The 24,107-nt window shown below is 70.2% G+C and carries 24 protein-coding genes; 16 read left to right on the top strand and 8 right to left on the bottom strand.

All coding sequences use genetic code 11. The annotated features are described in order from the left end of the window. Window positions 1-101 precede the first annotated feature (101 nt). Window positions 102-896 carry a purine-nucleoside phosphorylase gene (locus tag G6N56_RS23480; RefSeq protein ID WP_085253638.1) on the top strand — a complete coding sequence of 265 codons (795 nt, stop codon included), beginning with the start codon at window positions 102-104 and terminating at the stop codon, window positions 894-896. A gap of 5 nt (window positions 897-901) precedes the next feature. Further along, entirely contained in the window at window positions 902-2,488 is a 1,587-nt protein-coding gene (locus G6N56_RS23475; RefSeq protein WP_085253639.1) for a phospho-sugar mutase, read from the top strand. On the opposite strand, the gene upp is transcribed toward G6N56_RS23475, so the two are convergent. Next, entirely contained in the window at window positions 2,485-3,108 is a 624-nt protein-coding gene (gene upp, locus G6N56_RS23470; protein WP_085253640.1) for a uracil phosphoribosyltransferase, read from the bottom strand. The genes G6N56_RS23475 and upp overlap by 4 nt on opposite strands. Window positions 3,109-3,249: 141 nt before the next feature. On the opposite strand from upp, the gene G6N56_RS23465 reads away from it, so the two are divergent. The 3 genes from G6N56_RS23465 to G6N56_RS23455 all read left to right on the top strand — a co-directional run bounded on the left by G6N56_RS23465 (window position 3,250) and on the right by G6N56_RS23455 (window position 6,557). Further along, entirely contained in the window at window positions 3,250-4,086 is an 837-nt protein-coding gene (locus tag G6N56_RS23465; protein ID WP_085253673.1) for an alkaline phosphatase family protein, read from the top strand. A gap of 42 nt (window positions 4,087-4,128) precedes the next feature. Continuing rightward, window positions 4,129-5,451, top strand: coding sequence for a protein export chaperone SatS (satS, locus tag G6N56_RS23460; protein WP_085253641.1), 1,323 nt, complete (start codon window positions 4,129-4,131; stop codon window positions 5,449-5,451). A gap of 122 nt (window positions 5,452-5,573) precedes the next feature. Next, window positions 5,574-6,557: a VWA domain-containing protein gene (locus G6N56_RS23455; protein WP_085253642.1), complete on the top strand. Its 984-nt coding sequence runs from the start codon at window positions 5,574-5,576 to the stop codon at window positions 6,555-6,557. A 4-nt stretch (window positions 6,558-6,561) separates the two neighbouring features. Here G6N56_RS23455 and G6N56_RS23450 read toward each other — a convergent pair whose 3' ends face one another. Both G6N56_RS23450 and G6N56_RS23445 read right to left on the bottom strand, forming a co-directional pair. After that, a complete protein-coding gene (locus G6N56_RS23450) occupies window positions 6,562-7,569 on the bottom strand; it encodes a VWA domain-containing protein (protein WP_085253674.1) in 1,008 nt (335 codons plus the stop codon). A 67-nt stretch (window positions 7,570-7,636) separates the two neighbouring features. Continuing rightward, window positions 7,637-8,689 carry a cupin gene (locus tag G6N56_RS23445; protein ID WP_085253643.1) on the bottom strand — a complete coding sequence of 351 codons (1,053 nt, stop codon included), beginning with the start codon at window positions 8,687-8,689 and terminating at the stop codon, window positions 7,637-7,639. A gap of 146 nt (window positions 8,690-8,835) precedes the next feature. Here G6N56_RS23445 and G6N56_RS23440 point away from each other — a divergent pair, with 146 nt between their 5' ends. Beyond that, entirely contained in the window at window positions 8,836-9,486 is a 651-nt protein-coding gene (locus tag G6N56_RS23440; RefSeq protein WP_085253644.1) for a GntR family transcriptional regulator, read from the top strand. A 100-nt stretch (window positions 9,487-9,586) separates the two neighbouring features. Beyond that, window positions 9,587-9,871, top strand: coding sequence for a GlsB/YeaQ/YmgE family stress response membrane protein (locus tag G6N56_RS23435; RefSeq protein ID WP_085253645.1), 285 nt, complete (start codon window positions 9,587-9,589; stop codon window positions 9,869-9,871). Between the two features lie 57 nt (window positions 9,872-9,928). Here the strand turns inward: G6N56_RS23435 and G6N56_RS23430 are convergent, their stop codons facing one another. Genes G6N56_RS23430 through G6N56_RS23420 form a run of 3 tightly spaced genes read right to left on the bottom strand, consistent with a single transcriptional unit; the run spans window position 9,929 to window position 12,683 of the window. After that, window positions 9,929-11,017 carry an adenosine deaminase gene (locus tag G6N56_RS23430; protein ID WP_085253646.1) on the bottom strand — a complete coding sequence of 363 codons (1,089 nt, stop codon included), beginning with the start codon at window positions 11,015-11,017 and terminating at the stop codon, window positions 9,929-9,931. Then, entirely contained in the window at window positions 11,014-12,297 is a 1,284-nt protein-coding gene (locus tag G6N56_RS23425) for a thymidine phosphorylase (protein ID WP_085253647.1), read from the bottom strand. Before G6N56_RS23425 ends, G6N56_RS23430 begins: the two co-directional genes overlap by 4 nt. Next, window positions 12,294-12,683 carry a cytidine deaminase gene (locus G6N56_RS23420; protein ID WP_085253648.1) on the bottom strand — a complete coding sequence of 130 codons (390 nt, stop codon included), beginning with the start codon at window positions 12,681-12,683 and terminating at the stop codon, window positions 12,294-12,296. Before G6N56_RS23420 ends, G6N56_RS23425 begins: the two co-directional genes overlap by 4 nt. A gap of 253 nt (window positions 12,684-12,936) precedes the next feature. Between G6N56_RS23420 and sdhC the strand changes: the two genes are divergently transcribed. The 5 genes from sdhC (at window position 12,937) to G6N56_RS23395 (ending at window position 17,018) form a co-directional block, all read left to right on the top strand. After that, the gene (sdhC, locus tag G6N56_RS23415; protein WP_232069386.1) at window positions 12,937-13,275 is read left to right on the top strand and encodes a succinate dehydrogenase, cytochrome b556 subunit; all 339 of its coding nucleotides are present in this window, start codon (window positions 12,937-12,939) and stop codon (window positions 13,273-13,275) included. Continuing rightward, complete coding sequence (locus G6N56_RS23410; RefSeq protein WP_085253649.1) at window positions 13,272-13,739, top strand: succinate dehydrogenase hydrophobic membrane anchor subunit; 468 nt, start codon at window positions 13,272-13,274, stop codon at window positions 13,737-13,739. Before sdhC ends, G6N56_RS23410 begins: the two co-directional genes overlap by 4 nt. 16 nt (window positions 13,740-13,755) lie before the next feature. Continuing rightward, window positions 13,756-15,510 (top strand): succinate dehydrogenase flavoprotein subunit, encoded by a 1,755-nt coding sequence (gene sdhA, locus G6N56_RS23405; protein ID WP_085253650.1) that lies wholly within the window; start codon window positions 13,756-13,758, stop codon window positions 15,508-15,510. Continuing rightward, entirely contained in the window at window positions 15,510-16,310 is an 801-nt protein-coding gene (locus G6N56_RS23400) for a succinate dehydrogenase iron-sulfur subunit (RefSeq protein WP_085253651.1), read from the top strand. Before sdhA ends, G6N56_RS23400 begins: the two co-directional genes overlap by 1 nt. Window positions 16,311-16,415: 105 nt before the next feature. Then, window positions 16,416-17,018: a carboxymuconolactone decarboxylase family protein gene (locus G6N56_RS23395; protein ID WP_085253652.1), complete on the top strand. Its 603-nt coding sequence runs from the start codon at window positions 16,416-16,418 to the stop codon at window positions 17,016-17,018. Here the strand turns inward: G6N56_RS23395 and G6N56_RS23390 are convergent. After that, window positions 16,954-17,895 carry a sigma-70 family RNA polymerase sigma factor gene (locus G6N56_RS23390; protein ID WP_085253653.1) on the bottom strand — a complete coding sequence of 314 codons (942 nt, stop codon included), beginning with the start codon at window positions 17,893-17,895 and terminating at the stop codon, window positions 16,954-16,956. The genes G6N56_RS23395 and G6N56_RS23390 overlap by 65 nt on opposite strands. 47 nt (window positions 17,896-17,942) lie before the next feature. On the opposite strand from G6N56_RS23390, the gene G6N56_RS23385 reads away from it, so the two are divergent. The 4 genes from G6N56_RS23385 to nagA all read left to right on the top strand — a co-directional run bounded on the left by G6N56_RS23385 (window position 17,943) and on the right by nagA (window position 23,081). Further along, window positions 17,943-19,274, top strand: a complete 1,332-nt coding sequence (locus G6N56_RS23385; RefSeq protein ID WP_085253654.1) for an aspartate aminotransferase family protein — start codon at window positions 17,943-17,945, stop codon at window positions 19,272-19,274. Between the two features lie 86 nt (window positions 19,275-19,360). Continuing rightward, window positions 19,361-20,608 (top strand): D-alanyl-D-alanine carboxypeptidase DacB1, encoded by a 1,248-nt coding sequence (locus G6N56_RS23380; protein ID WP_085253655.1) that lies wholly within the window; start codon window positions 19,361-19,363, stop codon window positions 20,606-20,608. Next, window positions 20,605-21,966 carry a sugar porter family MFS transporter gene (locus G6N56_RS23375; protein WP_085253656.1) on the top strand — a complete coding sequence of 454 codons (1,362 nt, stop codon included), beginning with the start codon at window positions 20,605-20,607 and terminating at the stop codon, window positions 21,964-21,966. The genes G6N56_RS23380 and G6N56_RS23375 overlap by 4 nt, the downstream gene beginning before the upstream one ends. 14 nt (window positions 21,967-21,980) lie before the next feature. After that, window positions 21,981-23,081: an N-acetylglucosamine-6-phosphate deacetylase gene (nagA, locus tag G6N56_RS23370; RefSeq protein ID WP_085253676.1), complete on the top strand. Its 1,101-nt coding sequence runs from the start codon at window positions 21,981-21,983 to the stop codon at window positions 23,079-23,081. Here nagA and yhjD read toward each other — a convergent pair. Continuing rightward, window positions 23,078-24,106, bottom strand: a complete 1,029-nt coding sequence (gene yhjD, locus G6N56_RS23365) for an inner membrane protein YhjD (protein ID WP_085253657.1) — start codon at window positions 24,104-24,106, stop codon at window positions 23,078-23,080. The genes nagA and yhjD overlap by 4 nt on opposite strands. Window position 24,107: the final 1 nt, after the last annotated feature.

The raw sequence follows: 24,107 nt of genomic DNA, 5'->3' as shown, positions 1-24,107 counted from the left end.
GCGCCGCCCCACGGCGCGCATCGTCGCCGGGCCACATTGACCCGCCCGACTCCTCCCGCGCCGCCCCACGGCGCGCATCGTCGCCGGGCTAGGCTCCCGGTGTGAGCGACCCCTTGGACCTCGCGCGCCGGGCGGCACACGTCATCGCCGAACGCACCGGGGTCGACGGGCACGACGTCGCCGTGGTCCTGGGCTCCGGATGGTCGCCGGCGGTTGCGGCGCTCGGCTCCCAGACCGCCGCGCTCCCCCAGGCCGAGGTCCCCGGGTTCGCGCCGCCCACGGCGGTCGGGCACACCGGTGAGCTGTTGTCGACTCGCCTCGGCGGGCACCGGGTGCTGGTGCTGGTCGGCCGGGTGCACGCCTACGAAGGCCACGACTTGAGCCACGTCGTGCACCCGGTGCGGGCGGCGTGCGCGGCCGGCGCCCGCGTCGTGGTGCTCACCAACGCGGCCGGCGGGCTGCGCCCGGACATGGCGGTCGGTCAGCCGGTGCTCATCAGCGACCACCTCAACCTGACCGCCCGGTCGCCGCTGGTGGGCCCGCAGTTCATCGACCTGACCGACGCGTACGCCCCGCGGCTGCGCCGGCTTGCCCTCGAGGCGGATCCGGGCCTGGCCGAGGGGGTTTACGCCGGCCTGCCCGGCCCGCACTACGAGACGCCCGCCGAGGTCCGGATGCTGCGGGGACTGGGCGCCGACCTGGTCGGGATGTCGACCGTGCACGAGACGATCGCGGCCCGGGCGGCGAGCGCCGAGGTCCTCGGGGTGTCCTTGGTGACCAACCTGGCCGCCGGCATCACCGGCCAGCCGCTGAGCCATGCCGAGGTGCTGGCGGCCGGGGCCGCCTCGGCCACCCGGATGGGCACGCTCCTGGCCGACGTCATCGCCCGGCTCTGACCCCTATGACTCCCGAGGAGTGGATCGCCCACGATCCAGACCCGGTGACGGCGGCCGAGCTCGCCGCTTGCACGCCGGCCGAACTCGCGGCCCGGTTCGCCCGCCCGCTCGCCTTCGGCACCGCGGGGTTGCGCGGCCCGGTGCGGGGCGGTCCCGACGCCATGAACGTTGCCGTCGTCCTGCGCGCGACCTGGGCGGTGGCGCGGGTGCTCGGCGATCGCGCCGGCGGGCCGGTGGTGGTCGGAGGCGACGCCCGGCACGGCTCGGCGTCCTTCGCCGTCGCAACGGCCGAAGTCCTTGCCGCGCAGGGTTTTTCCGTGCTCGCGCTGCCCCTTCCGGTGCCCACCCCGGTGGTCGCGTTCGCGGTGCGGCGCACCGGCGCCGTCGCCGGCATCCAGATCACCGCATCGCACAACCCGCCCGCCGACAACGGCTACAAGGTGTACTTCGAGGGCGGCTTCCAGATCGTCTCCCCCATCGACCGCCGGATCGAAACCGCGATGGCCGAGGCTCCCCCGGCCGACGAAATCACCCGTAGCCCGGTCAGATTCGCCGACACCGACCTGGTCGAGCGCTACATCGAGCGTGCCGCCGCGGTGCGGCGCGGCTCGGGATCGGTGCGGGTGGCGCTCACGCCGCTGCACGGGGTGGGCGGCGCGGTGGCGCAAAAAGCGCTGCGCCGCGCGGGCTTTGCCGACGTGCACACCGTCGGGACACAGTTCGCGCCCGACCCCGACTTCCCCACCGTCGCCTTCCCGAATCCCGAGGAGCCCGGCGCCACCGACGCACTGCTCGCCCTGGCCGCCGACGTCGGCGCCGACGTCGCCATCGCGCTGGACCCCGACGCCGACCGGTGCGCGGTCGGCGTCCCGGCGGCCACCGGCTGGCGGATGCTGTCCGGCGACGAAACCGGTTGGCTGCTGGGTGATTACCTCCTGTCGCACGCCGAGCCCAGCCACGGCACCGTGGTGGCCAGCACCGTGGTGTCGTCGCGGATGCTGGCGGCGATCGCCGCGCACCACGGCGCGACACATGTCGAGACTCGCACGGGATTCAAGTGGCTGGCGCGCGCGGACTCCGCGGGTGGCACGCTGCTGTACGCCTACGAGGAGGCGATCGGGCACTGCGTGGACCCGGACGCCGTGCGCGACAAGGACGGTATCAGCGCGGCGGTCTTGGTGTGCGACCTCGCGGCCGCGCTGAAACGCCGGGGCCTTTCGATGCTCGACGCGCTCGACGACCTCGCCCGCCAATACGGCGTGCACGACGTCGCGGCCGTGTCGAAGCGGGTCGGCGACACCGACGAGGCCGCCGAAATCATGAGCCGGCTGCGCGCGGCCCCGCCTGATCGGTTGGCGGCGTTCGACGCGACGATGACCGACATCGGCGACGCGCTGATCTTCACCGGCGGCGTCCTCGGGAGTGGAGGGGACTCGGCCCGGGTGGTGGTACGACCCTCGGGCACCGAGCCGAAGCTGAAGTGCTACATCGAAATTCACTGCCCGGTGGACGGCGAACTCGAGACCGCCCGGCAAAGGGCCCGCACCCTGCGCGACGATGTGGTCGCCGCCGCCGGTGGCCTGCTCGGCTAACGCGGCCCGTACTGGCGGTCGCCCGCGTCGCCGAGGCCGGGGACGATGTAGGCGATGTCGTTGAGCCCCTCATCGACGGCCGCGGTGAAGAGCCGCGCGTTCGGTGCCGAATCACCAAGCGCTGCAATGCCTTCGGGTGCCGCCACCGCGCACACGAAGGTAATGTCCGTCGCACCCCGTCCGGTCAGCAGCCCGACCGTGTGGATCAGCGACCCGCCGGTGGCCAGCATCGGGTCGAGGACCATGACCGCGACCCCGGTCAGGTCGTCGGGCAACGACTCGAAATACCCGGTGGCCCGGTGGGTTTTCTCGTCGCGGGCCACCCCGACGAAGCCCACCCGCGCCCCGGGCAGCAGCGCGAGCGCCTGGTCGACCATGCCGAGACCGGCGCGCAGCACGGCAACCAGCAGAGGGGGGCTGGCCAGCCGCACACCGGGCGTGTCGGTCAACGGCGTGCGGATCGGGAACGTCTGCGTCGCCGCGTCGCGGGTGGCCTCGTAGACCAGCATCGCGGTCAGGTCGCGCAGCGCCGCGCGAAAGCCGGCATTGTCGGTGCGTTCGTCGCGCATCGTCGTCAGCCGGGCCTGCGCCAGCGGGTGGTCAACAACGCGTACGTCCACGGGCTCTGACCCTATATAACAATCCGATCCAGGTCGGTTGACACGCTCGCGCGCGTGCCGTCCGGCGGCCGCGGGCGACCATATACTCCCGACGTGCGGCGCCCACAACGACGATTCAAAACCGCCCGCCGAGCGGGGCGGCTGCTCGCCGCGGCGGTTGTCGCCGGGGTGGCGGCCACCCCGCTGGCACCGCGCATCGAGCTCGCGGCAGCCGCGGTCCCGCAGGCCGCCCACGTGGTGATCGTCATCGAGGAGAACCGCTCCCAGAACAACATCATCGGCAACAAGTCGGCGCCCTTCCTCAACGCGCTGGCGGCCAGGGGCGCGCTGATGACGCAGTCGTTCGCCGAGACCCACCCCAGCGAGCCGAACTACCTCGCGCTGTTCGCCGGCAGCACCATGGGCGTCACCAAGGACAGCTGCCCGGTCGACGGCGGCGCCACGCCCAACCTGGCCTCCGAACTGCTGGCGGCCGGGTACACGTTCGCCGGGTTCGCCGAGGGCCTGCCCGCCGTCGGCTCGACGGTGTGCAGCGCAGGCAAATATGCGCGAAAGCACGTGCCCTGGGCCAACTTCAGCAACGTGCCGCCCGCGGACTCGCTGCCGTTCTCGGCGTTCCCGATGGGCAACTACGCCAGCCTGCCGACCGTCTCGTTCGTCATCCCCAACAACGACGACAACATGCACGACGGCTCGATCCCGCAGGGCGACGCCTGGCTGAACCAGGAGTTGTCGGGGTACGCGAACTGGGCGGTGGCCAACAACAGCCTGCTGATCGTGACGTGGGACGAGGACGACAGCTCGACGAGCCGCAATCAGATCCCGACGGTGTTCTACGGCGCGCACGTACGGCCGGGCGCCTACCCCGAACAGATCAGCCACTACAACGTGCTGTCCACCCTGGAGCAGATGTACGGCCTGCCCAAGATCGGTTTGGCGGCCAACGCGCCCGCCATCACCGACATCTGGGGCGGGTAGGCGCGCCGAGCCACATCGCCGGCCGTCGCTATTGTGTGCCGCATGGCTGCTGACCTCGTGCCCATTCGCCTGAGCCTGTCCGACGGCGACCGCTACACCGTCTGGGCCCCCCGCTGGCGCGACGCCGGCGACGAGTGGGAGGCGTTCCTGGGCAAGGACGAGGATCTGTATGCCTTCGAAACGGTCGCCGACCTCGTCGCCTTCGTGCGCTCCGACACCGACAACGACCTCGTCGACCACCCGGCGTGGAAGGACCTGACCGGGGCGCACGCGCACCGCTTCGAGCCCGCGGACGACAAGCGATTCGACCTCGTCGCCGTCGAGGAGCTGGTGTCGGAGAAGCCGACCGAGGAGTCGGTGACCGCGCTGGCCGGGGTGCTGACCATCGTGTCGTCCGTCGGGTCGGTGTGCGAGCTGACCGCGGTGTCGAAGCTCTTCAACGGCAATCCCGCCCTGGGCACGGTGTTCGGCGGCATCGACCACTTCAGCGGCAAGGGAGGCCAGAAGCGGTGGAATGTGATCGCCGAGATCGTCCACCGCAGCTGGGACGACGTGCTCGCCGCGATCGAGGGGATCGTCAGCACCCCCGAGGTCGACGAGGCGCTGTCGGCGAAGGCCGCCGAGGAGCTTGCCGAAGAACCGGAAGAACCGGAAGAGCCCGAAGAGACGGGCGACGACGAACTCGAAGACACTGAAGACGCCGAAGACACCGCAGACGCCGAGGACGCCGAGGACGCCGAAGACGCCGAAGACGCCGAGACCCTCGAAGAGGAGGGCGAACCCCGCGCGTCCGGCGACGCGGTGGTGCTGGGCAGCGACGAGGACTTCTGGCTGAAGGTGGGCATCGACCCGATCCGGATCATGACGAGTTCGGGCACCTTCTACACGCTGCGCTGCTACCTGGATGACGAGCCGATCTTCCTGGGCCGCAACGGACGCATCAGCGTGTTCACCTCCGAGCGGGCTCTGGCCCGGTACCTCGCCGACGAGCACGACCACGACCTGGCGGACCTGGCCACCTACGACGACATCCGCACCGCCGCGACCGACGGCTCCCTGGACGTGCAGGTCACCGACGACAACATCTACGTGCTGTCCGGGCTGGCCGACGACTTCGCCGACGGGCCCGACGCGGTGGACCGCGACCAGCTCGACCTGGCCGTCGAGCTGCTCCGCGACGTCGGCGACTACTCCGAGGAGAGCACGGTCGATAAGGCGCTCGAGACGAGCCGGCCGCTGGGCAAGCTCATCGCATACGTGCTCGAGCCGGACTCGGTCGCCAAGCCCAACCCGCCGTACGCGGCGGCGGTACGGGAGTGGGAGAAGCTCGAGCAGTTCGTCGACGGGCGGCTCCGGCGCGAATAGGTCGCGAATCGGTGGGAAGTTAGTACGTTTGACGGGCCGTCGAGTCTCCTCTTTACTGGCGGCAGCATCCGCCGTCGGTCGAGGGGGCGGCTCGGACGGGCCTGGACGGGAGGGTGAGTCACGTGTCGCTTCCCGGCATCGGTGCCTTACCGCTGTACGGATTCCAGCGCCCGGCGATGCTGCTGTTCGCTCTGGTTCCGCTGGTTTTGCTGGTCCTCTATGTGGTCGTGCAGGCCCGCCGCCGGCGCCGGCTGCAGCGGTTCACCGACGCCCAGGTGCCGCAATCGCTCTGGCGGCACGTCCCCCTTGCGGTGTCCCTGCTCAGCCTGATCCTGTTGACGATCGCCCTGGCCACGCCCACCCATGACATGCGCATCCCGCGCAACCGCGCGGTCATCATGCTGGTCATCGACATGTCGCAGTCCATGCGGGCCACCGACGTCGAACCCAACCGGCTCAAGGCGGCCGAGCAGGCGGCCAGCCAGTTCGCCGGTCAGCTGACCCCCGGCATCAACCTCGGGCTGGTGGGGTTCGCCGGGACGCCCTACCTGCTGGTGCCGCCGACGCCGCAGCACCAGGCCACCATCGACGCGCTGAAGAAGCTGGACTTCGCCGACAGCACCGCGACCGGTGAGGCGATCTTCACCGCGCTGCACGCGATCGGGGCCTCGGCCATCACCGGCGGCGACCATCCCCCGCCGGCCCGCATCGTGCTGCTCTCCGACGGCGGCGAGAACCGGCCGTCGGACCCCAACGACCCCCACGACGGCGCCTACACCGCGGCGCGGCTGGCCAAGGACCAGGGTGTGCCGATCTCGACGATCTCGTTCGGCACGAAGACCGGCGAGATCGAGATGGACCGGCAGCGGATCGCGGTCCCGGTGTCGACGGACCAGATGAAGACGATCGCCCGGCTGTCCGGCGGCCAGGCCTACACCGCCACCAACCTCAGTGAGCTGGAGAAGGACTACGACGCCATCGAGCGTGAGATCGGCTACCGGATCGTGCCGGGCCCCGGCAGTGCGGGGTGGCTGCGCCTGGGGGTGATCGCCGCGCTGATCGCCGCGGCGCTAGGGCTGCTGATCAACCGGCGGCTGCCGGTCTGACCGCTCAGGCGGGCAGCCTGCGGTTCAGGAGCAGGCCGGCCAGCAGGGCGCCGGCCAGCACCACCGCGCCCAGCAGCATCCAGGCGAGGCTGGCGTCTCCCTTCACGGTCTCGTAGCCGATCTGGTGCTGCAGGGTCGTGTACACCTGCTTGAGCGATTCCAGGCTGTCGGCGTGGAACGACTGGCCGTCGGTGATCTCGCAGATCTTCTGCAGCGTCTGGTCGTCGACGGGGACGGGGATGGTGGCTCCCTGGTATTCCACGGTCCCGTAGGGCGTGCCGAACGAGATCGTCGAAATCTGGATGCCCTGCGCCTTGGCGGCCCGGGCCGCGGTGAAGGCGCCCTGGGGCGCGTTCGGGTCCAGCGGCACGTTCTCGGCGCCGTCGGACTCCAGCACGATCCGCGCCGGCGGCGGGCCGTCGCCTCCGCCCATCACCGAGCCGACGGTCGCGATCGCCTGCATCGCCGTGAAGATGCCCTCGCCGGTCGCGGTCTTCGGCGCGGGCTTGAGGCTGTCGATCGCGGCCTTGACGGCGTCGCGGTTGGTCGTCGGCGCCACCAGCAGCGAGGCGTTGGCCGCGAATTCCACCAGGCCCAGGTTGATGGCCGGCGTCAGCTCGTCGGCGAACTGCTTACCGGCCACCTTCGCGGCGGTCAGCCGGTCGGGCGCCACGTCGGTGGCGGCCATGGATTCCGAGACGTCGATGACCAGCATGACGACGGCGCGGTTGAGGGGGATGCGGACGTCGGACGTCGGGCCGGCCATCGCCGTGGTCAGCAGGACCAGCGACGCGGCGAGCAGCACCGTCGGCAGGTGGCGCCAGCGGCTCGGGCGCGCCGGCGCGACGCGCTCCAGGACGTCCATGTTGGCGAACCGGAGCACGCGCCGGCGGCGCGTGAAGAGCAGGGCGACGTAGCCGCCCACCACCAGCAGCACCGCGAGCAGGAACAGGAAGAACCAGGCGTGCTCGAAGCCGGTGAGCGACACGGGGCCCAGCAGAGGCAGCTTCATGTCCAGCCACACTATTCGTCGATTCCCGACGCTGCAGGGCCCCGCCGTCGCCGCGGGCCGGCCCGGGTCAGCCGACCACCAGATCGCGGCGCTGCGTGAACTTGATGTCGAGGCTGCGCAGGTGGGTGTGCAGGCCGGCGTCCTGAATGGGTATCAGGTGCGCGGGCTGGCCGGTCTCGTTGTAATGCGCGTGCCAGATGCCCGGAGGGGTGGTGAATGCGCAGCCGGCCTGCCAGTCCACCCGGGTGGGGTCGACGATGTCGCCGCGCTCGTCGAGGCGGGTGCCCAGCAACGTGTAGCAGCCGTGTTCAGGGGCGTCGAGGATCAGGTCCAGGGCGACCGACTGATGGCGGTGCGGGCGCTGCACCTGGTTGGGGGGCAGCACACCGAACATCGCCCACAACACGTGGGTGATGGTCAGGGTCTGCTCCTGGTTGGCGTTGGCCAGCAGCACGCTGACCCGGCTCTTCTCGTTGGCGCCCGGACGGGAGGCGATCTCCTCGAGCTTGGCCACCGCATCCGAACGGCGGAACTTCGTCGCACGGAACCGCGGCTGAGTCGCCTCGGCACCCAGATAACGCAGCAGCGGCTCGTCGTGCACCCAGTACATAGCCGTGTCCGCGGCGCCGTAGAACACCGAGTGGGTGCCGGCGGGCAACGTCAGGAAGTCACCCTTCTCCCACTGGACCAGGTGACCGTTGACCGCCGCGAAGCCCCGTCCGTACAGCACGTAGTACAGCTGCGAGGTGGCGTTCGGGCTGGTCTCGACCTGCTCACCCGGGCGGATGCGCACGAAGTTGGCCAACAGCGCCGGACTGGTGGCCGCGCCGGTCCTCATGCCCAGCTCGGTCGACAGGTCGAGCGGGATGACGCCGGTTCCCTCGTTGAGGTAGGTCTCCGGGTCAAAGCGGGTAACCGGCACCTGCGGGACGTGCCCGGAGCCGATCGGGTTGGCGGCCTTGGAGTATTCGAAGTACTGAGCGTCATCGGCCCAGTCTTCGAAGCGGCCCTCGAAGCCGTATTCGGCGACGTTGATCATCGGCGCGGGAACGGTCGGGTTCAGGTCGGGAACCGCTGAGTGATCCGTGCCCACGGTGTTCGTGGGTGAGCTGGTGGTCATGGGACAAACCCTTCGACGAAGGTGACTTCTTGCACCTATATCGTATCTATCTTGTATCTAAGCGTCAACCGACTCCCTCGGACGGTTTCCCGGGGTGTACGGTCAACCCCCTTGGGATACGACTTAGCTACAAGAGGGGTGGTGGGATGCCTTCCGCAAAGGACCGCGCGCTGGAGTACGTGAAGACCCGAGTCCTCACCGGCGCCCTGCCCGGCGGTGAGCTCATCAGCGAGGGCGACGTCGCCGCCGCGCTGGGAATGTCGCGTACGCCGGTGCGCGAGGCGTTTCTGCGGCTGGAGGCCGAGGGTCTGCTCCGGCTGTATCCGCAGCGCGGCGCCTTGGTCGTGCCGGTCTCGCCCGATGAGGTCCGCGCGGTGATCGAGGCCCGTTCGGTGTTGGAACAGTTCGCGGTCACCAAGGTTGCCGAACGCGGGCCCGCGGCCTGCGCCGCGGTGTTCGAGCGGTTGTCGGGTGAACTGCAGCGGCAGCGCGACGCGGCCGCGAAGTCGGACTGGCGGCGATTCGTGGAGGCCGACCGCGCCTTTCACGCCGTCACGCTCGAGGAGTCGGGAAACGCCATCCTGTCTGGCTTCTACTCGTCGCTGCGCGACCGGCAGATGCGGATGATCGGCGAGTCGTCGCTCCGCGAGCCCAGCCGGGTGGCGACCATCCTCGCCGAGCACCGCGACATCGCCGAGGCGCTGCGCGACGGCGACCTGCCCCGCACGCAGCGCGCCGTGCAGGCCCACCTCGCCAGCACGGTGCGCGCCATGGGCGGCGCGCTCGACCGGATTTGAGAAAGCCGTTCCGGCCGAACTGTGTTACGAGGCGGCGAATTCGGGGAACACCTGTGCAAGATGGCGCCCACCCCGGGAGCCGTTACGAACAGGAGCGGAAATGATCGGATCGATAGTCCTCGCCATCGTTGTGGGCGCGATCATCGGTTTGGTGGCGCGTCTCGTCATGCCGGGTAAGCAGAACGTCGGCATGCTCATGACGGTGGCCATCGGCGCCGTCGGCGGCCTGATCGGCTCGGCGCTTGCGAGCCACTTCGGCTACCACAATGCCAACGGTGGAATCGCGTGGATTCCGTTCTTCATCGGAGTCGGCGTCGCCATCGTTCTCATCGCCCTCTACGAGACCCTGACGGGTCGTCGCACCGGCACCAGGCTGCCCCGCTAACCCGGTCGGCCTCGCAACGCCGCTCGCCCGGCTACCGGGCGGGCGGCGTTTGTCGTCTTACCCGATCAATACCGCGTAGCGCGGCTTGATCACCTCGTCGATGATCGCCAGCCGCTCGTCGAACGGGATGAACGCGGACTTCATGGCGTTGATGGTGAACCGTTCCAGGTCGCTCCACCCGTAGCCGAAAGCGTCGACCAGGCGCGACATCTCGAGACTCATCGAGGTGTCGCTCATCAGCCGGTTGTCGGTGTTCACGGTGACCCGAAACCGCGTGCGCGCCAGCAGGTCGAAGGGGTGGTCGCCGATGCTCTTCACCGCGCCGGTCTGCACGTTGGAGCTTGGGCACAGCTCCAACGGAATTCGCTTGTCCCGCAGGATCGCTGCGAGACGGCCCAGCCGGACGCTCCCGTCGGCGAGCACGTCGATGTCGTCGACGATGCGCACCCCGTGGCCCAGCCGGTCGGCCCCGCAGAACGCGATCGCCTCATGGATCGACGGCAGTCCGAACGCCTCCCCGGCGTGAATCGTGAAGCGCGCGTTGTTGTCCCGCATGTACTCGAACGCGTCCAGGTGGCGCGTCGGGGGGTTGCCGGCCTCGGCACCGGCGATGTCGAACCCGACCACCCCCTTGTCCCGCCAGCGGATCGCCAGCTCGGCGATCTCCCGGGACACCGCGGCGTGCCGCATCGCGGTGACCAACAGCCGCACCACGATCGTCCGTCCCGCTGCGGCGCAGGCCTTCTCGCCGTCGGCGAAGCCCGCCAGCACGGCGTCGACGATCTCGTCGAACGACAGCCCGCGGTCGATGTGCAGCTCCGGGGCGAACCGAATCTCGGCGTAGACCACCGAGTCGGCGGCCAGGTCCTCCACGCACTCGAACGCCACGCGGTGCAGCGAATCCGCCGTCTGCATCACGGCGACCGTGTGCGAGAAGGGCTCCAGGTAGCGCTCCAGCGAGCCGCTGTGCGACCGCGTGCGGAACCACTTCGCCAGCGCGTCGACGTCGGTGGCGGGCAGCCCGTCATAGCCGATCTGGCCCGCGATGTCGACCACGGTCGACGGGCGCAGGCCCCCGTCGAGGTGGTCGTGCAGCAGGGCCTTGGGCGCCTTGGTGATCTGGTCGAGAGTCAGGGGTGTGGTCACTTGACGATCCGATCGATGATCAGCGGACGGCCCGCGGGTGCGGTGTCGCCCACGCTGTAGCCGCCGGCCAGCTCGGCCATCGCGGCGGCGAAGCGGTCCGGCGTGTCGGTGTAGAGGGTGAACAACGTCTCGCCGGCAGCGACCGGCTCCCCCGGCTGGCGGTGGATCCGCACGCCCGCACCCGACTGCACCGCGCCACCCGGCCGGGATCGTCCCGCGCCGAGCCGCCAAGCCGCCAGCCCCACTGCCATCGCGTCGATATCGCCCATTGTGCCGCCCCGGGCCGCGGTCACGGTCTCGGTATGCGCACCGATCGGCAACGGGACCGACAAGTCGCCGCCCTGGGCGGCGATCAGTCGCCGGAATCGGTCCATCGCGGAGCCGTCACGCAGTGTGTCGGCGGGGTCGCGGTCGCCGATCCCGGCGAGCTCGAGCATCTCGGCGGCCAGCCGCAGCGTCAGCTCGACGACGTCGGGCGGGCCCCCGCCGGACAGCACCTCCAGCGACTCCGCGACCTCGAGCGCGTTGCCCACCGTCTTCCCGAGCGGGCAGTTCATGTCGGTCAGCAGCGCGCGGGTCGGCACGCCGTAGGCCGCGCCCAACCCGACCATGGTGTGCGCCAGGTCGCGGCATTGCGCCTCGGAGGCCATCAGCGCCCCCGAGCCCACCTTGACGTCGAGCACCAGCGCGGCCGTCCCCTCGGCCAGCTTCTTGCTCATCACCGAGCTGGCGATCAGCGGCAGCGACTCGACGGTGCCCGTGACGTCGCGCAGTGCGTACAGCTTGGCGTCGGCGGGGACCAGCTCGCCGGCGGCGAAGATGGCCGCGCCCACACCGCGCAGCTGCTCGCGCACCCGGCCGCTGGACAGGTCGGCCGTGAATCCGGCGATGGACTCCAGCTTGTCCAGGGTGCCGCCGGTGTGCCCGAGCCCGCGGCCCGAGGCCTGTGGCACCGCCGCACCGCACGCGGCGACGACGGGCACCAGCGGCAGGGTGATCTTGTCCCCCACCCCGCCGGTGGAGTGCTTGTCCACGGTCGGCAGCGGCAGGTCACCGAAATCCAGGCGCGGGCCGGACGCCACCATCGCCGCCGTCCAGCGCGCGAGCTCGCCGCGGTCCATGCCGCGAAAGACGATCGCCATCAGCAGGGCCGCCATCTGCTCCTCGGCGACCCGGCCGCCGGTGTAGGCGTCGATCACCCAGTCGATGGCGGCGTCGGACAACCGGCCGCCGTCGCGCTTGGTCTTGATCACCGTCGGCGCGTCGAACGGGAGGCTCACACCAGATCCTCGGGACCGAACGCGTCGGGCAGCAGGTCGCCGAGGCGCCGCGGCCCGGCCGGATGGTCGACCAGCAGTTCGGGGCCGCCGTGCTCCAGCAGCACCTGGCGGCACCGTCCGCAGGGCATCAGCGCGGACCCGGCCGCGTTCACACACGCCAGCGCGACCAGCCGCCCACCGCCCGTCGCGTGTAGGGCGCACACCACACCGCACTCGGCACAGAGACCAAGGCCATATGAGACGTTCTCCACATTGCACCCGGTGACAACGCGGCCGTCGTCGACCAGCGCGGCCGCGCCGACCCGGAATCGCGAGTACGGCGCGTACGCGCCCGCCGATGCCCGAGTTGCCTTGTCCCGCAACTGATCCCAGTCAATTCCTGGCATGAGAAACCCGCTACCTCCGATGGGCCGTGTCCACAGGTCACCCTAGACCCGGACCACACTTCGCTTGGCGGCCTGTTCGGTGCCGCGGGCTAACTCGCCGGGTTAGGCTGAACTGCCCGGCTTGGCTGTGGGCGAGTGTCGGAGAAGGGCGGTGAGGACAGGGTTGAGTACGCAGGCGACGACCGCGGAACCGGTGAAGCCACCGGCGCGCAAGCGGCGGCCACCACGCACCCTCTACCGGGGCGACCCCGGGATGTGGGCCTGGGTGCTCCACCGCATCAGCGGCGCGACCATCTTCTTCTTCCTGTTCGTCCACGTGCTCGACGCGGCGATGCTGCGGGTGAGCCCGCAGACCTACAACGCGGTGCTGGCGGACTACAAGACGCCGATCGTCGGGCTGATGGAATACGGCCTGGTCGCGGCGGTGCTGTTCCACGCCCTGAACGGGATCCGGGTGATCCTGATCGACTTCTGGTCCGAGGGCACCCGCTACCAGAAGCTGATGCTGTGGATCGTCGCCGTCGTCTTCCTGCTGCTGATGGTCCCGGCGGGCGTGGTGACCGGCATCCACATGTGGGAGCACTTCCGATGAGCAGCCCCGACCTCCAGCTCGGACGCGGCCAGACGGCGCCGGTGCGGCAGCGCACCCACGACCGCCCCGCCAGCCTGGACAACCCGCGCTCCCCGCGCCGCCGCGCCGGCATCCCCAACTTCGAGAAGTTCGCCTGGCTGTTCATGCGGTTTTCCGGGGTCGCGCTGGTCGCCCTGGCGATCGGGCACCTGTTCATCACGCTGATGTGGGACAACGGCGTCTACCGCCTGGACTTCAACTTCGTGGCCCAGCGCTGGGCTTCGCCGTTCTGGCAGTTCTGGGACCTGGCGCTGCTGTGGCTGGCCCAGCTGCACGGCGGCAACGGCCTGCGCACCATCATCGATGACTACAGCCGCAAGGACGTCACCCGCTTCTGGCTCAACAGCATTCTGCTGCTGTCGATGGGCTTCACGCTGGTGCTGGGCACCTACGTGATCCTGACGTTCGACCCGAATATTTCCTGATGGAGGCGACCCGCAGTTGATCCAGCAACACCGATACGACGTGGTGATCGTCGGCGCGGGCGGTGCCGGCATGCGGGCCGCCGTCGAGGCGGGGCCCCGGGTGCGGACAGCGGTGCTCACCAAGCTCTACCCCACCCGCAGCCACACCGGCGCCGCGCAGGGCGGTATGTGCGCGGCGCTGGCCAACGTCGAGGACGACAACTGGGAATGGCACACGTTCGACACCGTCAAGGGTGGCGACTACCTCGCCGACCAGGACGCCGTGGAGATCATGTGCAAGGAAGCGATCGACGCGGTGTTGGACCTGGAGAAGATGGGGATGCCGTTCAACCGGACCCCCGAAGGCCGCATCGACCAGCGCCGCTTCGGCGGGCACACGCGCGACCACGGCAAGGCTCCGGTGCGCCGCGCCTGCTACGCCGCCGACCGCACCGGCCACATGATCCTGCAGACCCTCTACCAGAACTGCGTCAAGCACGACGTGCAGTTCTTCAACGAGTTCTACGCGCTGGACCTGGTTTTGACGCAGACCCCGAGTGGCCCGGTGGCCACCGGCGTGGTGGCCTACGAACTGGCCACCGGCGAGATCCACGTGTTCCACGCCAAGGCCGTCGTGCTCGCCACCGGCGGTTCGGGCCGCATGTACAAGACGACGTCCAACGCCCACACGCTGACCGGCGACGGCATCGGCATCGTGTTCCGCAAGGGACTCCCGTTGGAGGACATGGAGTTTCACCAGTTCCACCCGACCGGGCTGGCCGGCCTGGGCATCCTGATCTCCGAGGCCGTACGCGGCGAGGGCGGCCGGCTGCTCAACGGCGAGGGCGAGCGCTTCATGGAGCGCTACGCGCCGACGATCGTCGACCTGGCACCGCGCGACATCGTCGCCCGCTCAATGGTTTTGGAAGTTTTGGAGGGCCGCGGCGCCGGCCCGCACAAGGACTACGTCTACATCGACGTCCGCCACCTGGGCGAGGATGTGCTGGAGTCCAAGCTGCCCGACATCACCGAGTTCGCCCGCACCTACCTGGGTGTGGACCCGGTGCACGAGCTGGTCCCGGTCTACCCGACCTGCCACTACGTGATGGGCGGCATCCCGACCACCGTGACGGGACAGGTGTTGCGGGACAACACCTCCACCGTGCCGGGCCTCTACGCGGCCGGCGAGTGCGCGTGCGTGTCGGTGCACGGCGCCAACCGGCTGGGCACCAACTCCCTGCTGGACATCAACGTCTTCGGCCGCCGCGCCGGCATCGCCGCCGCCGGCTTCGCCGACGGGCACGACTTCGTCGACATGCCGCCGGACCCGGCGGCCATGGTGGTCGGCTGGGTGGGCGACATCCTCTCCGAGCACGGCAACGAGCGCGTCGCCGATATCCGCGGCGCGCTGCAGCAGTCGATGGACAACAACGCCGCCGTCTTCCGAACCGAGGAGACGCTGAAACAGGCGCTGACCGACATCCACGCGCTCAAGGACCGCTATTCCCGGATCACCGTGCACGACAAGGGAAAGCGATACAACAGCGACCTGCTGGAGGCGATCGAACTCGGCTTCCTGCTGGAGCTGGCCGAGGTCACCGTGGTGGGCGCGCTGAACCGCAAGGAGTCCCGGGGCGGGCACGCGCGCGAGGACTACCCGAACCGCGACGACGTCAACTACATGCGCCACACCATGGCATACAAGCAGGGCACCGACCTGCTCAGCGACATCGCGCTGGACTTCAAGCCCGTCGTGCAGACCCGCTACGAACCGAAGGAACGGAAGTACTGATGACTGCAGGCGAGGCTGTCGAACCCCGCGTCGAGCCGCCGTTGCCGCCCGTCCCCGAGGGCGCGGTGATGGTGACGCTCAAGATCGCCCGGTTCAACCCCGACCAGCCCGACGCGTTCGCGCAAACCGGTGGCTGGCAGAGCTTTCGGGTGCCCTGCCTGCCGAGCGACCGCCTGCTCAACCTGCTGATCTATGTGAAGAGCTACCTCGACGGGACGCTGACCTTCCGGCGGTCCTGCGCCCACGGGGTGTGCGGTTCGGACGCCATGCGCATCAACGGCGTCAACCGGTTGGCGTGCAAGGTGCTGATGCGTGACCTGCTGCCCGAGAAGCCCAAGCCGGGCAAGACACTGACCATCACGGTCGAACCGATCCGCGGGCTGCCCGTGGAGAAGGACCTGGTGGTCGACATGGAACCCTTCTTCGACGCCTACCGCGCGGTGAAACCGTACCTGGTCACCACCGGGAACCCGCCGACGCGCGAACGCATCCAGAGCCCCACCGACCGCGCGCGCTACGACGACACCACCAAGTGCATCCTGTGCGCGGCCTGCACCACCAGCTGCCCGATCTTCTGGCAGGAGGGCAGCTACTACGGGCCGGCGGCGATCGTCAACGCGCACCGGTTCATCTTCGACAGTCGCGACGAGGCCGCCGCCGAGCGCCTCGACATCCTCAACGAGGTGGACGGGGTGTGGCGGTGCCGGACCACGTTCAACTGCACCGAGGCGTGCCCGCGCGGCATCCAGGTCACCAAGGCGATCCAGGAAGTCAAGCGCGCGTTGATGTTCACGCGCTAGACCCGCGCCAGGACCCTCCTGACGGCGAGCGTGACGCCAGCGTCACCGTCGGCGCCGAACGTGAACGCACCGTCACGTTCGCCGGGGCAACCTCGTCTCAAGGGCATGACACAAAAAACCCGCATCGAACCCCTGCCCCCCGAACGCGCCGGGCTGTGGACCCGCGCCATGTACCGGATCGCCAGTCGGCGCTACGGCCAGGTCCCCGAACCGTTTGCCGTCACAGCGCACCATCGCGGGCTGATGCTCGCCGGAGCCGTGCACGAGACGATGATCGAGCGGGCGTCGAAGCGGCTGCCGGTCGGCGTGCGTGAGCTGGCGGTGCTGTGGACCGCACGCAGCATCGGCTGCTCCTGGTGCGTCGACTTCGGGTCCATGCTGCAGCGGATGGATGGCCTCGACGTGGAGCGACTCAACGACATCGACAATTACGCAACCTCTTCGGCCTTCACCGACGACGAGCGCGCCGCAATCCGCTACGCCGACGCGATGACGACGGATCCGCACACCGTCACCGACGAGCAGGTGACCGACCTGCGGGCCCGGTTCGGCGACGCCGGAGTGATCGAGCTGACCTACCAGATCGGCGTGGAGAACATGCGGGCCCGGGTCAACTCCGCGCTGGGCATCACCGAGCAGGGCTTCAGTTCCGGTGCGGCATGCCGGATTCCGTGGGCCGCGCCGGCGTCCGCAGCGGAGAGCCGGTGAACTTGTCGGGATTGGCGATGTCCCACAGCGCGCAGACCTTCCCGTCGCGCACGGTGAACGCCGTGATCCGCGGCAGCATGCCCCGGTGGCCGTCGCCACCGGGGGTGCCCGCGGTGTAGGCGCCGAGCTCGCCGTTGACCCGGGCGAGCTGCTGGGCGGTAAAGAAGGCCGGGCCGTAGCGCTCGGCCAGGCCGAGCATGAACCGCACCACCTTGTCGCGGCCATGGATGACCTGAACGGCTGTGGGCGCCTTGCCGTTCGAGTCGCCGGTCAAGATCACGTCCGGGTGCAGCAGCGCCACCACCGCGTCCACGTCGCCGGCGGCCATGGCGGCCAGCAGGCGGCCGACCACCGCGTCGTGCGAGGGGTCGGGTTCCGGCGGCGGCTGCGCGGCGACCGCCTTGCGCGCCCGCGACGCCAGCTGGCGGGCGGCGGCCTCGGTGGTGCCGAGCACCCGCGCCACCTCGGCGAACGGCACGACGAACCCGTCGTGCAGCACGAACGCCACCCGCTGATCCGGCGACAGTCGCTCCAGCACCACCATCGCGGCGAACCGGGCGTCCTCGCGGGCCACCACGGCGGACAGCGGGTCGGCCTCCCGGGACAACGGCGCGACGACGGGTTCGGGCAGCCAGTTGCCGGTGTAGGCCTCGCGGCGATGCCTGGCCGACCGGAGCCTGTCCAGGCCGAGCCGGCTGACCACCGTCGTCAGCCACGCGCGGAGGTCGGCGATGTCAGACTTCTGGCGGTCCCAGCGCAGCCAGGCCTCCTGCACGATGTCCTCGGCGTCGGCCACCGTGCCCGTCAACCGGTACGCGACGGCCATGAGATGCGGTCGCAGCGCCTCGAATTGGGCGACCTCCCGGGTTGAGGTCATGGCCTTGAACCTACCCGTCGATCGCACCCACCGATACGCTCACTCCAATGACCGACAACCTGTGGCTGCACTTCACCCGGCACGGCGCGGGCGCGACGCCGCCGATCATCACCCGCGGCGACGGCGTCACCATCTACGACGACCGCGGCAAGAGCTACCTCGACGGCCTGTCGGGGCTGTTCACCGTGCAGGTCGGCCACGGGCGAACGGAACTCGCCGACGTTGCCGCCCGGCAGGCGAGCACCCTGGCCTACTTCCCGTTGTGGGGGTATGCCACCCCGCCCGCGATCGAGCTGGCCGAGCGCGTCGCCGGCCACACGCCGGGCGACCTGAACCGGGTGTTCTTCACCACCGGCGGCACCGAGGCCGTCGAGACCGCCTGGAAGCTGGCCAAGCAGTACTTCAAGCTGACCGGCAAACCCGGTAAGCACAAGGTGATCTCGCGCTGGGTCGCCTACCACGGCACCACGCAGGGGGCGCTGGCGATCACCGGGCTGCCCAAGTACAAGGCGCCGTTCGAGCCGGTCACCCCGGGGGGCTTCCGGGTGCCCAACACCAACTTCTACCGCGCTCCCGAACCGTTCCAAACCGACCTCAAGGCCTTCGGGAGGTGGGCCGCCGATCGGGTCGCCGAGGCCATCGAGTTCGAGGGCCCTGACACCGTCGCGGCCGTCTTCCTCGAGCCGGTGCAGAACGCGGGCGGCAGCATCCCGCCTCCGCCGGGTTATTTCGAGCGGGTCCGCGAGATCTGCGACGCCTACGACGTGCTGCTGGTCTCCGACGAGGTGATCTGCGCGTTCGGCCGGATCGGGTCGATGTTCGCCTGTGAGGACTTCGGCTACGTGCCCGACATGATCACCTGCGCCAAGGGACTGACGTCGGGCTACTCACCCCTGGGCGCGATGATCGCCAGCGAGCGGTTGTTCGAGCCCTTCGACGACGGCAAAACGATGTTCCCGCACGGCTATACGTTCGGCGGCCACCCGGTGTCGGCCGCCGTCGGGCTGGCCAACCTCGACATCTTCGAGCGCGAGGGCCTCAACGATCGCGTCAAACAGCACGCGGCCGGCTTCCGGGCGACCCTGGAGAAGCTGTACGACCTGCCGATCGTCGGCGACGTGCGCGGCGAGGGCTACTTCTACGGCGTCGAATTGGTCAAGGACCAGGCGACGAAGGAGACCTTCACCGATGACGAGCGCCGGTCGCTGCTGCCGCGGGTCGGTGCGGCGCTGTTCGAGAACGGGTTGTACTGCCGCACCGACGATCGCGGCGACTCCGTCATCCAGCTGGCGCCGCCGCTGATCAGCGGCCCCGCCGAGTTCGACACCATCGAGGCCGTCCTGCGCGCGGTGCTCAGCGAGGAGTCCCGGCGCCTATAGACCGCGGGCGCGAAGTAACTTGCGTCCCAGCAGTCACAGCGCGGCTCCCCGGAATCGGGGCGCGGATCGCCTAGTCTGCACACACAATGAACGTACTGCGCTCCGCATCTTGCCTGGCAGCGGCGGCTTTCCTGACGGCGGCCCCGGTGCTGTTCGCGACTCCCGGCGCCCTCCCGAAGGCGGCCGCCGAGCCGAACCCGGGCCCCAACGCGGCGCCGGCGAACTGCCCCTTCAAGGTCAACACCCCGCCAGCGGTCGACTCGTCGGAGGCGCCGCAGGCCGGCGACCCGCCGATCCCGCTTGCGGTGCCGGCCAAGCCGGTCGGCGGCGACGCGCTGGGCGGCTGCGGCATCGTCACGGCGCCGGATACACCGCCGCTGCCGACCGACGTGTCGGCCGACGCGTGGCTGGTGGCCGACCTCGACAGCGGCGCCGTCGTTGCCGCCAAGGACCCGCACGGCCGGCACCGGCCCGCGAGCATCATCAAGGTGCTCGTCGCGATGGCGTCGATCAACGCGTTCAACCTCAACAAGTCGGTGCCCGGCACCGCCGAGGACGCCGCCGCCGAGGGCACCAAGGTGGGCGTCGACGAAGGCGGGGTGTTCACGATCAACCAGCTGCTGCACGGGCTGCTGATGCACTCCGGCAACGACGCCGCCCACGCGCTGGCCATGCAGCTCGGCGGGATGCAGCAGGCGGTGGAGAAGATCAACGTGCTGGCCGCCAAGCTCGGCGGCCGCGACACCCGGGTGGCGACGCCGTCCGGCCTGGACGGCCCGGGCATGAGCACGTCTGCGTACGACATCGGGCTGTTCTACCGCTACGCCTGGCAGAACCCGACTTTCGCCGACATCGTCGCCACGCGCTCGTTCGACTTTCCCGGCCACGGGGACCACCCCGGCTACGAGCTGGAGAACGACAACCAGCTGCTCTACAAGTATCCCGGCGCGCTCGGCGGCAAGACCGGGTACACCGACGACGCCGGCCAGACGTTCGTGGGCGCGGCCAACCGCAACGGGCGGCGGCTGATGGCCGTGCTGCTGCACGGGACGCGGGTGCCGATCGCCCCCTGGGAACAGGCGGCGCACCTGCTCGACTACGGCTTTGCCACCCCGCAGGGCACCCAGGTCGGATCGCTGATCGAGCCCGACCCGTCGCTGCTGCCGAAGCACGACAGCGCCACGGACCGGCAGACCGGCGCGCAGGCGGCGGGCCTCATCCCGTCGGGGGACGCGATGCCCGTGCGGGTGGGCGTCGCCGTCGTCGGCACCATCGTCGTGTTTAGCTTGATCATGGTCGCACGCTCGATGAACCGCCGGCCCCAACACCGTTGACCGCGCGGCCCGCCCGGTTGCGCGGCGCGCTGGTCGGGCTCACCGCCGCCAGCGTCGGTCTCATCTACGGCTACGACCTGTCCATCATCGCCGGCGCCCAGCTGTTCGTCGCCGACGACTTCGGGCTCACCACCCGGCAGCAGGAGCTGCTGACGACGATGGTGGTGCTTGGCCAGATCCCCGGCGCGCTCGGCGCCGGCGTGCTCGCCAACCGGATCGGTCGCAAGGGATCCGTGCTGTTGATCCTGGTCGCGTACGCGGCGTTCGCGTTGCTGGACGCGTTCTCGGTGTCGCTGCCGATGCTGCTGGCGGCGCGGTTCCTGGTGGGCCTGACCATCGGGGTGTCGGTGGTCGTCATCCCGGTGTACGTGGCGGAATCGGCCCCCGCGGCGGTGCGCGGGTCGCTGCTGACGGCCTATCAGCTCGCCGTGGTCAGCGGCCTCATCGTCGGCTACCTGACGGGCTACCTGCTGGCCGGCACCCACAGCTGGCGGTGGATGCTGGGCCTGGCCGCCGTGCCCGCAATCCTGTTGCTGCCGTTGATCGGCCGGATGCCCGACACCGCCCGGTGGTATTTGCTGCGGGGTCGGCCCGACGACGCCCGCGCCGCGCTGCTGCGCGTGGAGCCCACCGCCGACGTCGACGCCGCCGACGCGGAGCTCGCCGAGATCGGCCGTGCGCTGGGCGAGGAGGGCGGCGGAGCGGCCGAGATGCTGCGCCCCCCGTACGCGCGGGCCACCGCCTTCGTGATCACGCTCGGCTTCCTCATCCAGATCACCGGCATCAACGCGATCATCTACTACAGCCCAAGGATATTCGCGGCAATGGGCTTCACCGGCGACTTCGCCCTGCTGGCGCTGCCGGCCCTGGTGCAGGTCGCCGGGCTGGCGGCGGTGGGCGTCGCGCTGCTGCTCGTCGACAGGGTCGGGCGGCGCCCAATCCTGTTGTGCGGCATCGCGATGATGATCGTCGCCGACGTCATCCTGCTGCTGGTGTTCGGCCGCGGCGCCGGCGGGGTGATCCCCGGCTTCGCCGGGGTGCTGCTGTTCATCATCGGCTACACCATGGGTTTCGGCTCGCTGGGCTGGGTGTACGCCAGCGAGAGCTTCCCCACCCGGCTGCGGTCCATCGGCTCGAGCGCGATGCTGACGTCCAACCTGGTGGCTAACGCGATCGTCGCCGCCGTCTTCCTGACCATGCTGCATTCGCTCGGGGGCGCGGGCACTTTCGCGGTGTTCGCGGCCCTCGCGGTGTTCGCGCTGGGCTTCGTCTACCGGTATGCGCCGGAAACCAAGGGCCGCCCGCTCGAGGACATCCGCCATTTCTGGGAAAACGGCGGCCGCTGGGAAGGCCCGTGATCACCGCGGGCACCATGGTCCTCGACGGGGAGGTCGCCCGGCCGGGGTGGCTGGAGACGTCCGGCGGCCGAATCCTGGCCTGCGGCGCCGGTCCCCCGCCCCGGCCGACCCACGACGACTTCCCGGATTGCACCGTGGTGCCTGGCTTTGTCGACATGCACGTGCACGGTGGCGGCGGGGCGTCCTACACCGACCCCGCCGGCATCATCCGGGCGGCCGACTTCCATGTGCGGCAGGGCACCACCACCACGCTCGCGAGCCTGGTCACCGCCTCGCCCACCGACCTCCTCGCCGGCATTCGCGCGCTCGCCGCAGCCAGCCACGAGGGCGCGGTCGCCGGTATCCACCTGGAGGGGCCGTGGCTGAGCCGCGCGCGCTGCGGGGCGCACGACCCCGCCCAGACGCGTCCCCCCGACCCCGCGGAGATCGAGGCCGTGCTGGCTGCCGGTGGCGGCGCCATCCGGATGGTCACGCTGGCCCCGGAACTGCCCGGTGCCGGTGAGGCGATCCGGCGCTTCCTGGACGCGGGAGTCGTTGTGGCCGTTGGCCATACCGATGCGACCTACGACCAGACCGAGCGCGCCGTCGACGCCGGTGCCACGGTCGCCACCCACCTGTTCAACGCGATGCCGCCACTGCATCACCGCGAGCCGGGGCCGGCGCTGGCGCTGCTACAGGACCCGCGGGTGACGTGCGAGCTCATCGCCGACGGCGCGCACGTGCACCCGGCCGTCCTCCGCGCGGCGATCCGGGCCGCGGGACCCGGCCGCGTCGCGCTGATCACCGACGCCATCGCCGCGGCCGGATGTGGCGACGGCGCATACACACTCGGCGCCATACCGATCGACGTGGAGTCCGGTGTCGCGCGGGTGCGCGGCGCGTCGACGATCGCGGGCAGCACCGCCACCATGGCCGAGATCTTCCGAGTCGCCGCCACGCTCGCGGGAGTGCCCGCCGCCGTGCGGATGACCGCCGCCACGCCGGCGGGGGCCCTGGGCCTCGAGCGGGTGGGGCACCTGCGCGCGGGCCACGACGCGAACCTGGTTGTGCTGGACGCCGACCTGCGTGTCAGGGCGGTGATGGTGCGCGGCGACTGGCGGGTCACCCGTGACTAGCGCAGCCAGCGGGTCAGGCGCGAAAACGCAAGCGCCACAAGAGCTCCCAGCCCCATCGCGGTCAACGTCTGCCGCGCGCTCAGGCCCTCGTCCAGCTGCACCCGCGGGGCGATGATGGCCGGGGGCGGCGGCTCGATGCGACGACGGCGCGCATCGGTCGAGGTGGTCGCCGCCCACGCGGTGCAGAACAGCACGAGATAGGCGGTGATGTAGGCGAACACCATCAGGCCCAGCACCGGCCCGAACGTGGCGCCCGCCGGGCTGCGCGACACCACCCGCAGGTAAACGGAGGCCACCTGCTTGAAGATCTCGAAGCCGACCGCCGCCATCAGCCCGGCCCGCATCGAGTGGACCACGCTGACCTTCTCCCGGGGCAGCCGGGCGATCATCCAGGTGAACAGCAGCCACGACACCAGCACCGACACCACGATCGAGATGCCGCGGAAGAGCCATTCGAACACCAGGAACTCCGGTATGCCGGCCCATCTCAGCACCGCGGCCATCGGCTGCTCGTGGCCGAGCGTGGTCAGTGCGACGGTGCCCATCGTCACCGCGAACGTCCCGCCCATCGCCAACAGGTCCGAGACCTTGTTGCGCACGAAGCCCGGCGAGTCCACGCAGTGTTCCCACCACATCTCGGTGAGGGCCTGCCGCAGATGGGAGATCCAGCTCAGGCCGCCCCAGGCCGCCGTCGCCAGGCCGATGACACCGACCGATGTCCGCGCGTCGATAGCCGAGTCGATGAGCTCCAGCAGCTGGTTCCCGAGCGGGCCCGACACCTGCGCCCGGATGTGGTCGTCGATCGTGCCCAGCAGCCGGGGACGGGTCGCGAGCAGGAAGCCGAAGACCGCGAAACCGACCATCAGCAAAGGGAACAGCGCAAAGATCGTGTAGTACGTGAGCCCGGCCGCGAAGAACCCGCCGTTGCGGTCGTCGAAGCGCTGGTAGGCGCGCACGGCGTGGTCGAGCCAGTCGTACCGGGCCCGCAGGCGGTCCAGGATCCCCGGCTTGGCCGGCTCGTTCATG

Origin of the sequence: Mycobacterium saskatchewanense, assembly GCF_010729105.1 — a bacterium.
In the GTDB taxonomy this organism is placed as follows: domain Bacteria; phylum Actinomycetota; class Actinomycetes; order Mycobacteriales; family Mycobacteriaceae; genus Mycobacterium; species Mycobacterium saskatchewanense.
This window is presented reverse-complemented; position numbering and strand designations above follow the sequence as displayed.

Coding starts and splice junctions, on each gene's coding strand:
- G6N56_RS23475 (WP_085253639.1), top strand. CDS start 902: ATGACTCCCGAGGAGTGGATCGCCCACGATCCAGACCCGGTGACGGCG.
- satS (WP_085253641.1), top strand. CDS start 4,129: ATGGCTGCTGACCTCGTGCCCATTCGCCTGAGCCTGTCCGACGGCGAC.
- G6N56_RS23450 (WP_085253674.1), bottom strand. CDS start 7,569: ATGAAGCTGCCTCTGCTGGGCCCCGTGTCGCTCACCGGCTTCGAGCAC.
- G6N56_RS23445 (WP_085253643.1), bottom strand. CDS start 8,689: ATGACCACCAGCTCACCCACGAACACCGTGGGCACGGATCACTCAGCG.
- G6N56_RS23440 (WP_085253644.1), top strand. CDS start 8,836: ATGCCTTCCGCAAAGGACCGCGCGCTGGAGTACGTGAAGACCCGAGTC.
- G6N56_RS23435 (WP_085253645.1), top strand. CDS start 9,587: ATGATCGGATCGATAGTCCTCGCCATCGTTGTGGGCGCGATCATCGGT.
- G6N56_RS23420 (WP_085253648.1), bottom strand. CDS start 12,683: ATGCCAGGAATTGACTGGGATCAGTTGCGGGACAAGGCAACTCGGGCA.
- sdhC (WP_232069386.1), top strand. CDS start 12,937: ATGTGGGCCTGGGTGCTCCACCGCATCAGCGGCGCGACCATCTTCTTC.
- G6N56_RS23410 (WP_085253649.1), top strand. CDS start 13,272: ATGAGCAGCCCCGACCTCCAGCTCGGACGCGGCCAGACGGCGCCGGTG.
- G6N56_RS23400 (WP_085253651.1), top strand. CDS start 15,510: ATGACTGCAGGCGAGGCTGTCGAACCCCGCGTCGAGCCGCCGTTGCCG.
- G6N56_RS23395 (WP_085253652.1), top strand. CDS start 16,416: ATGACACAAAAAACCCGCATCGAACCCCTGCCCCCCGAACGCGCCGGG.
- G6N56_RS23390 (WP_085253653.1), bottom strand. CDS start 17,895: ATGACCTCAACCCGGGAGGTCGCCCAATTCGAGGCGCTGCGACCGCAT.
- G6N56_RS23385 (WP_085253654.1), top strand. CDS start 17,943: ATGACCGACAACCTGTGGCTGCACTTCACCCGGCACGGCGCGGGCGCG.
- G6N56_RS23380 (WP_085253655.1), top strand. CDS start 19,361: ATGAACGTACTGCGCTCCGCATCTTGCCTGGCAGCGGCGGCTTTCCTG.
- nagA (WP_085253676.1), top strand. CDS start 21,981: ATGGTCCTCGACGGGGAGGTCGCCCGGCCGGGGTGGCTGGAGACGTCC.
- yhjD (WP_085253657.1), bottom strand. CDS start 24,106: ATGAACGAGCCGGCCAAGCCGGGGATCCTGGACCGCCTGCGGGCCCGG.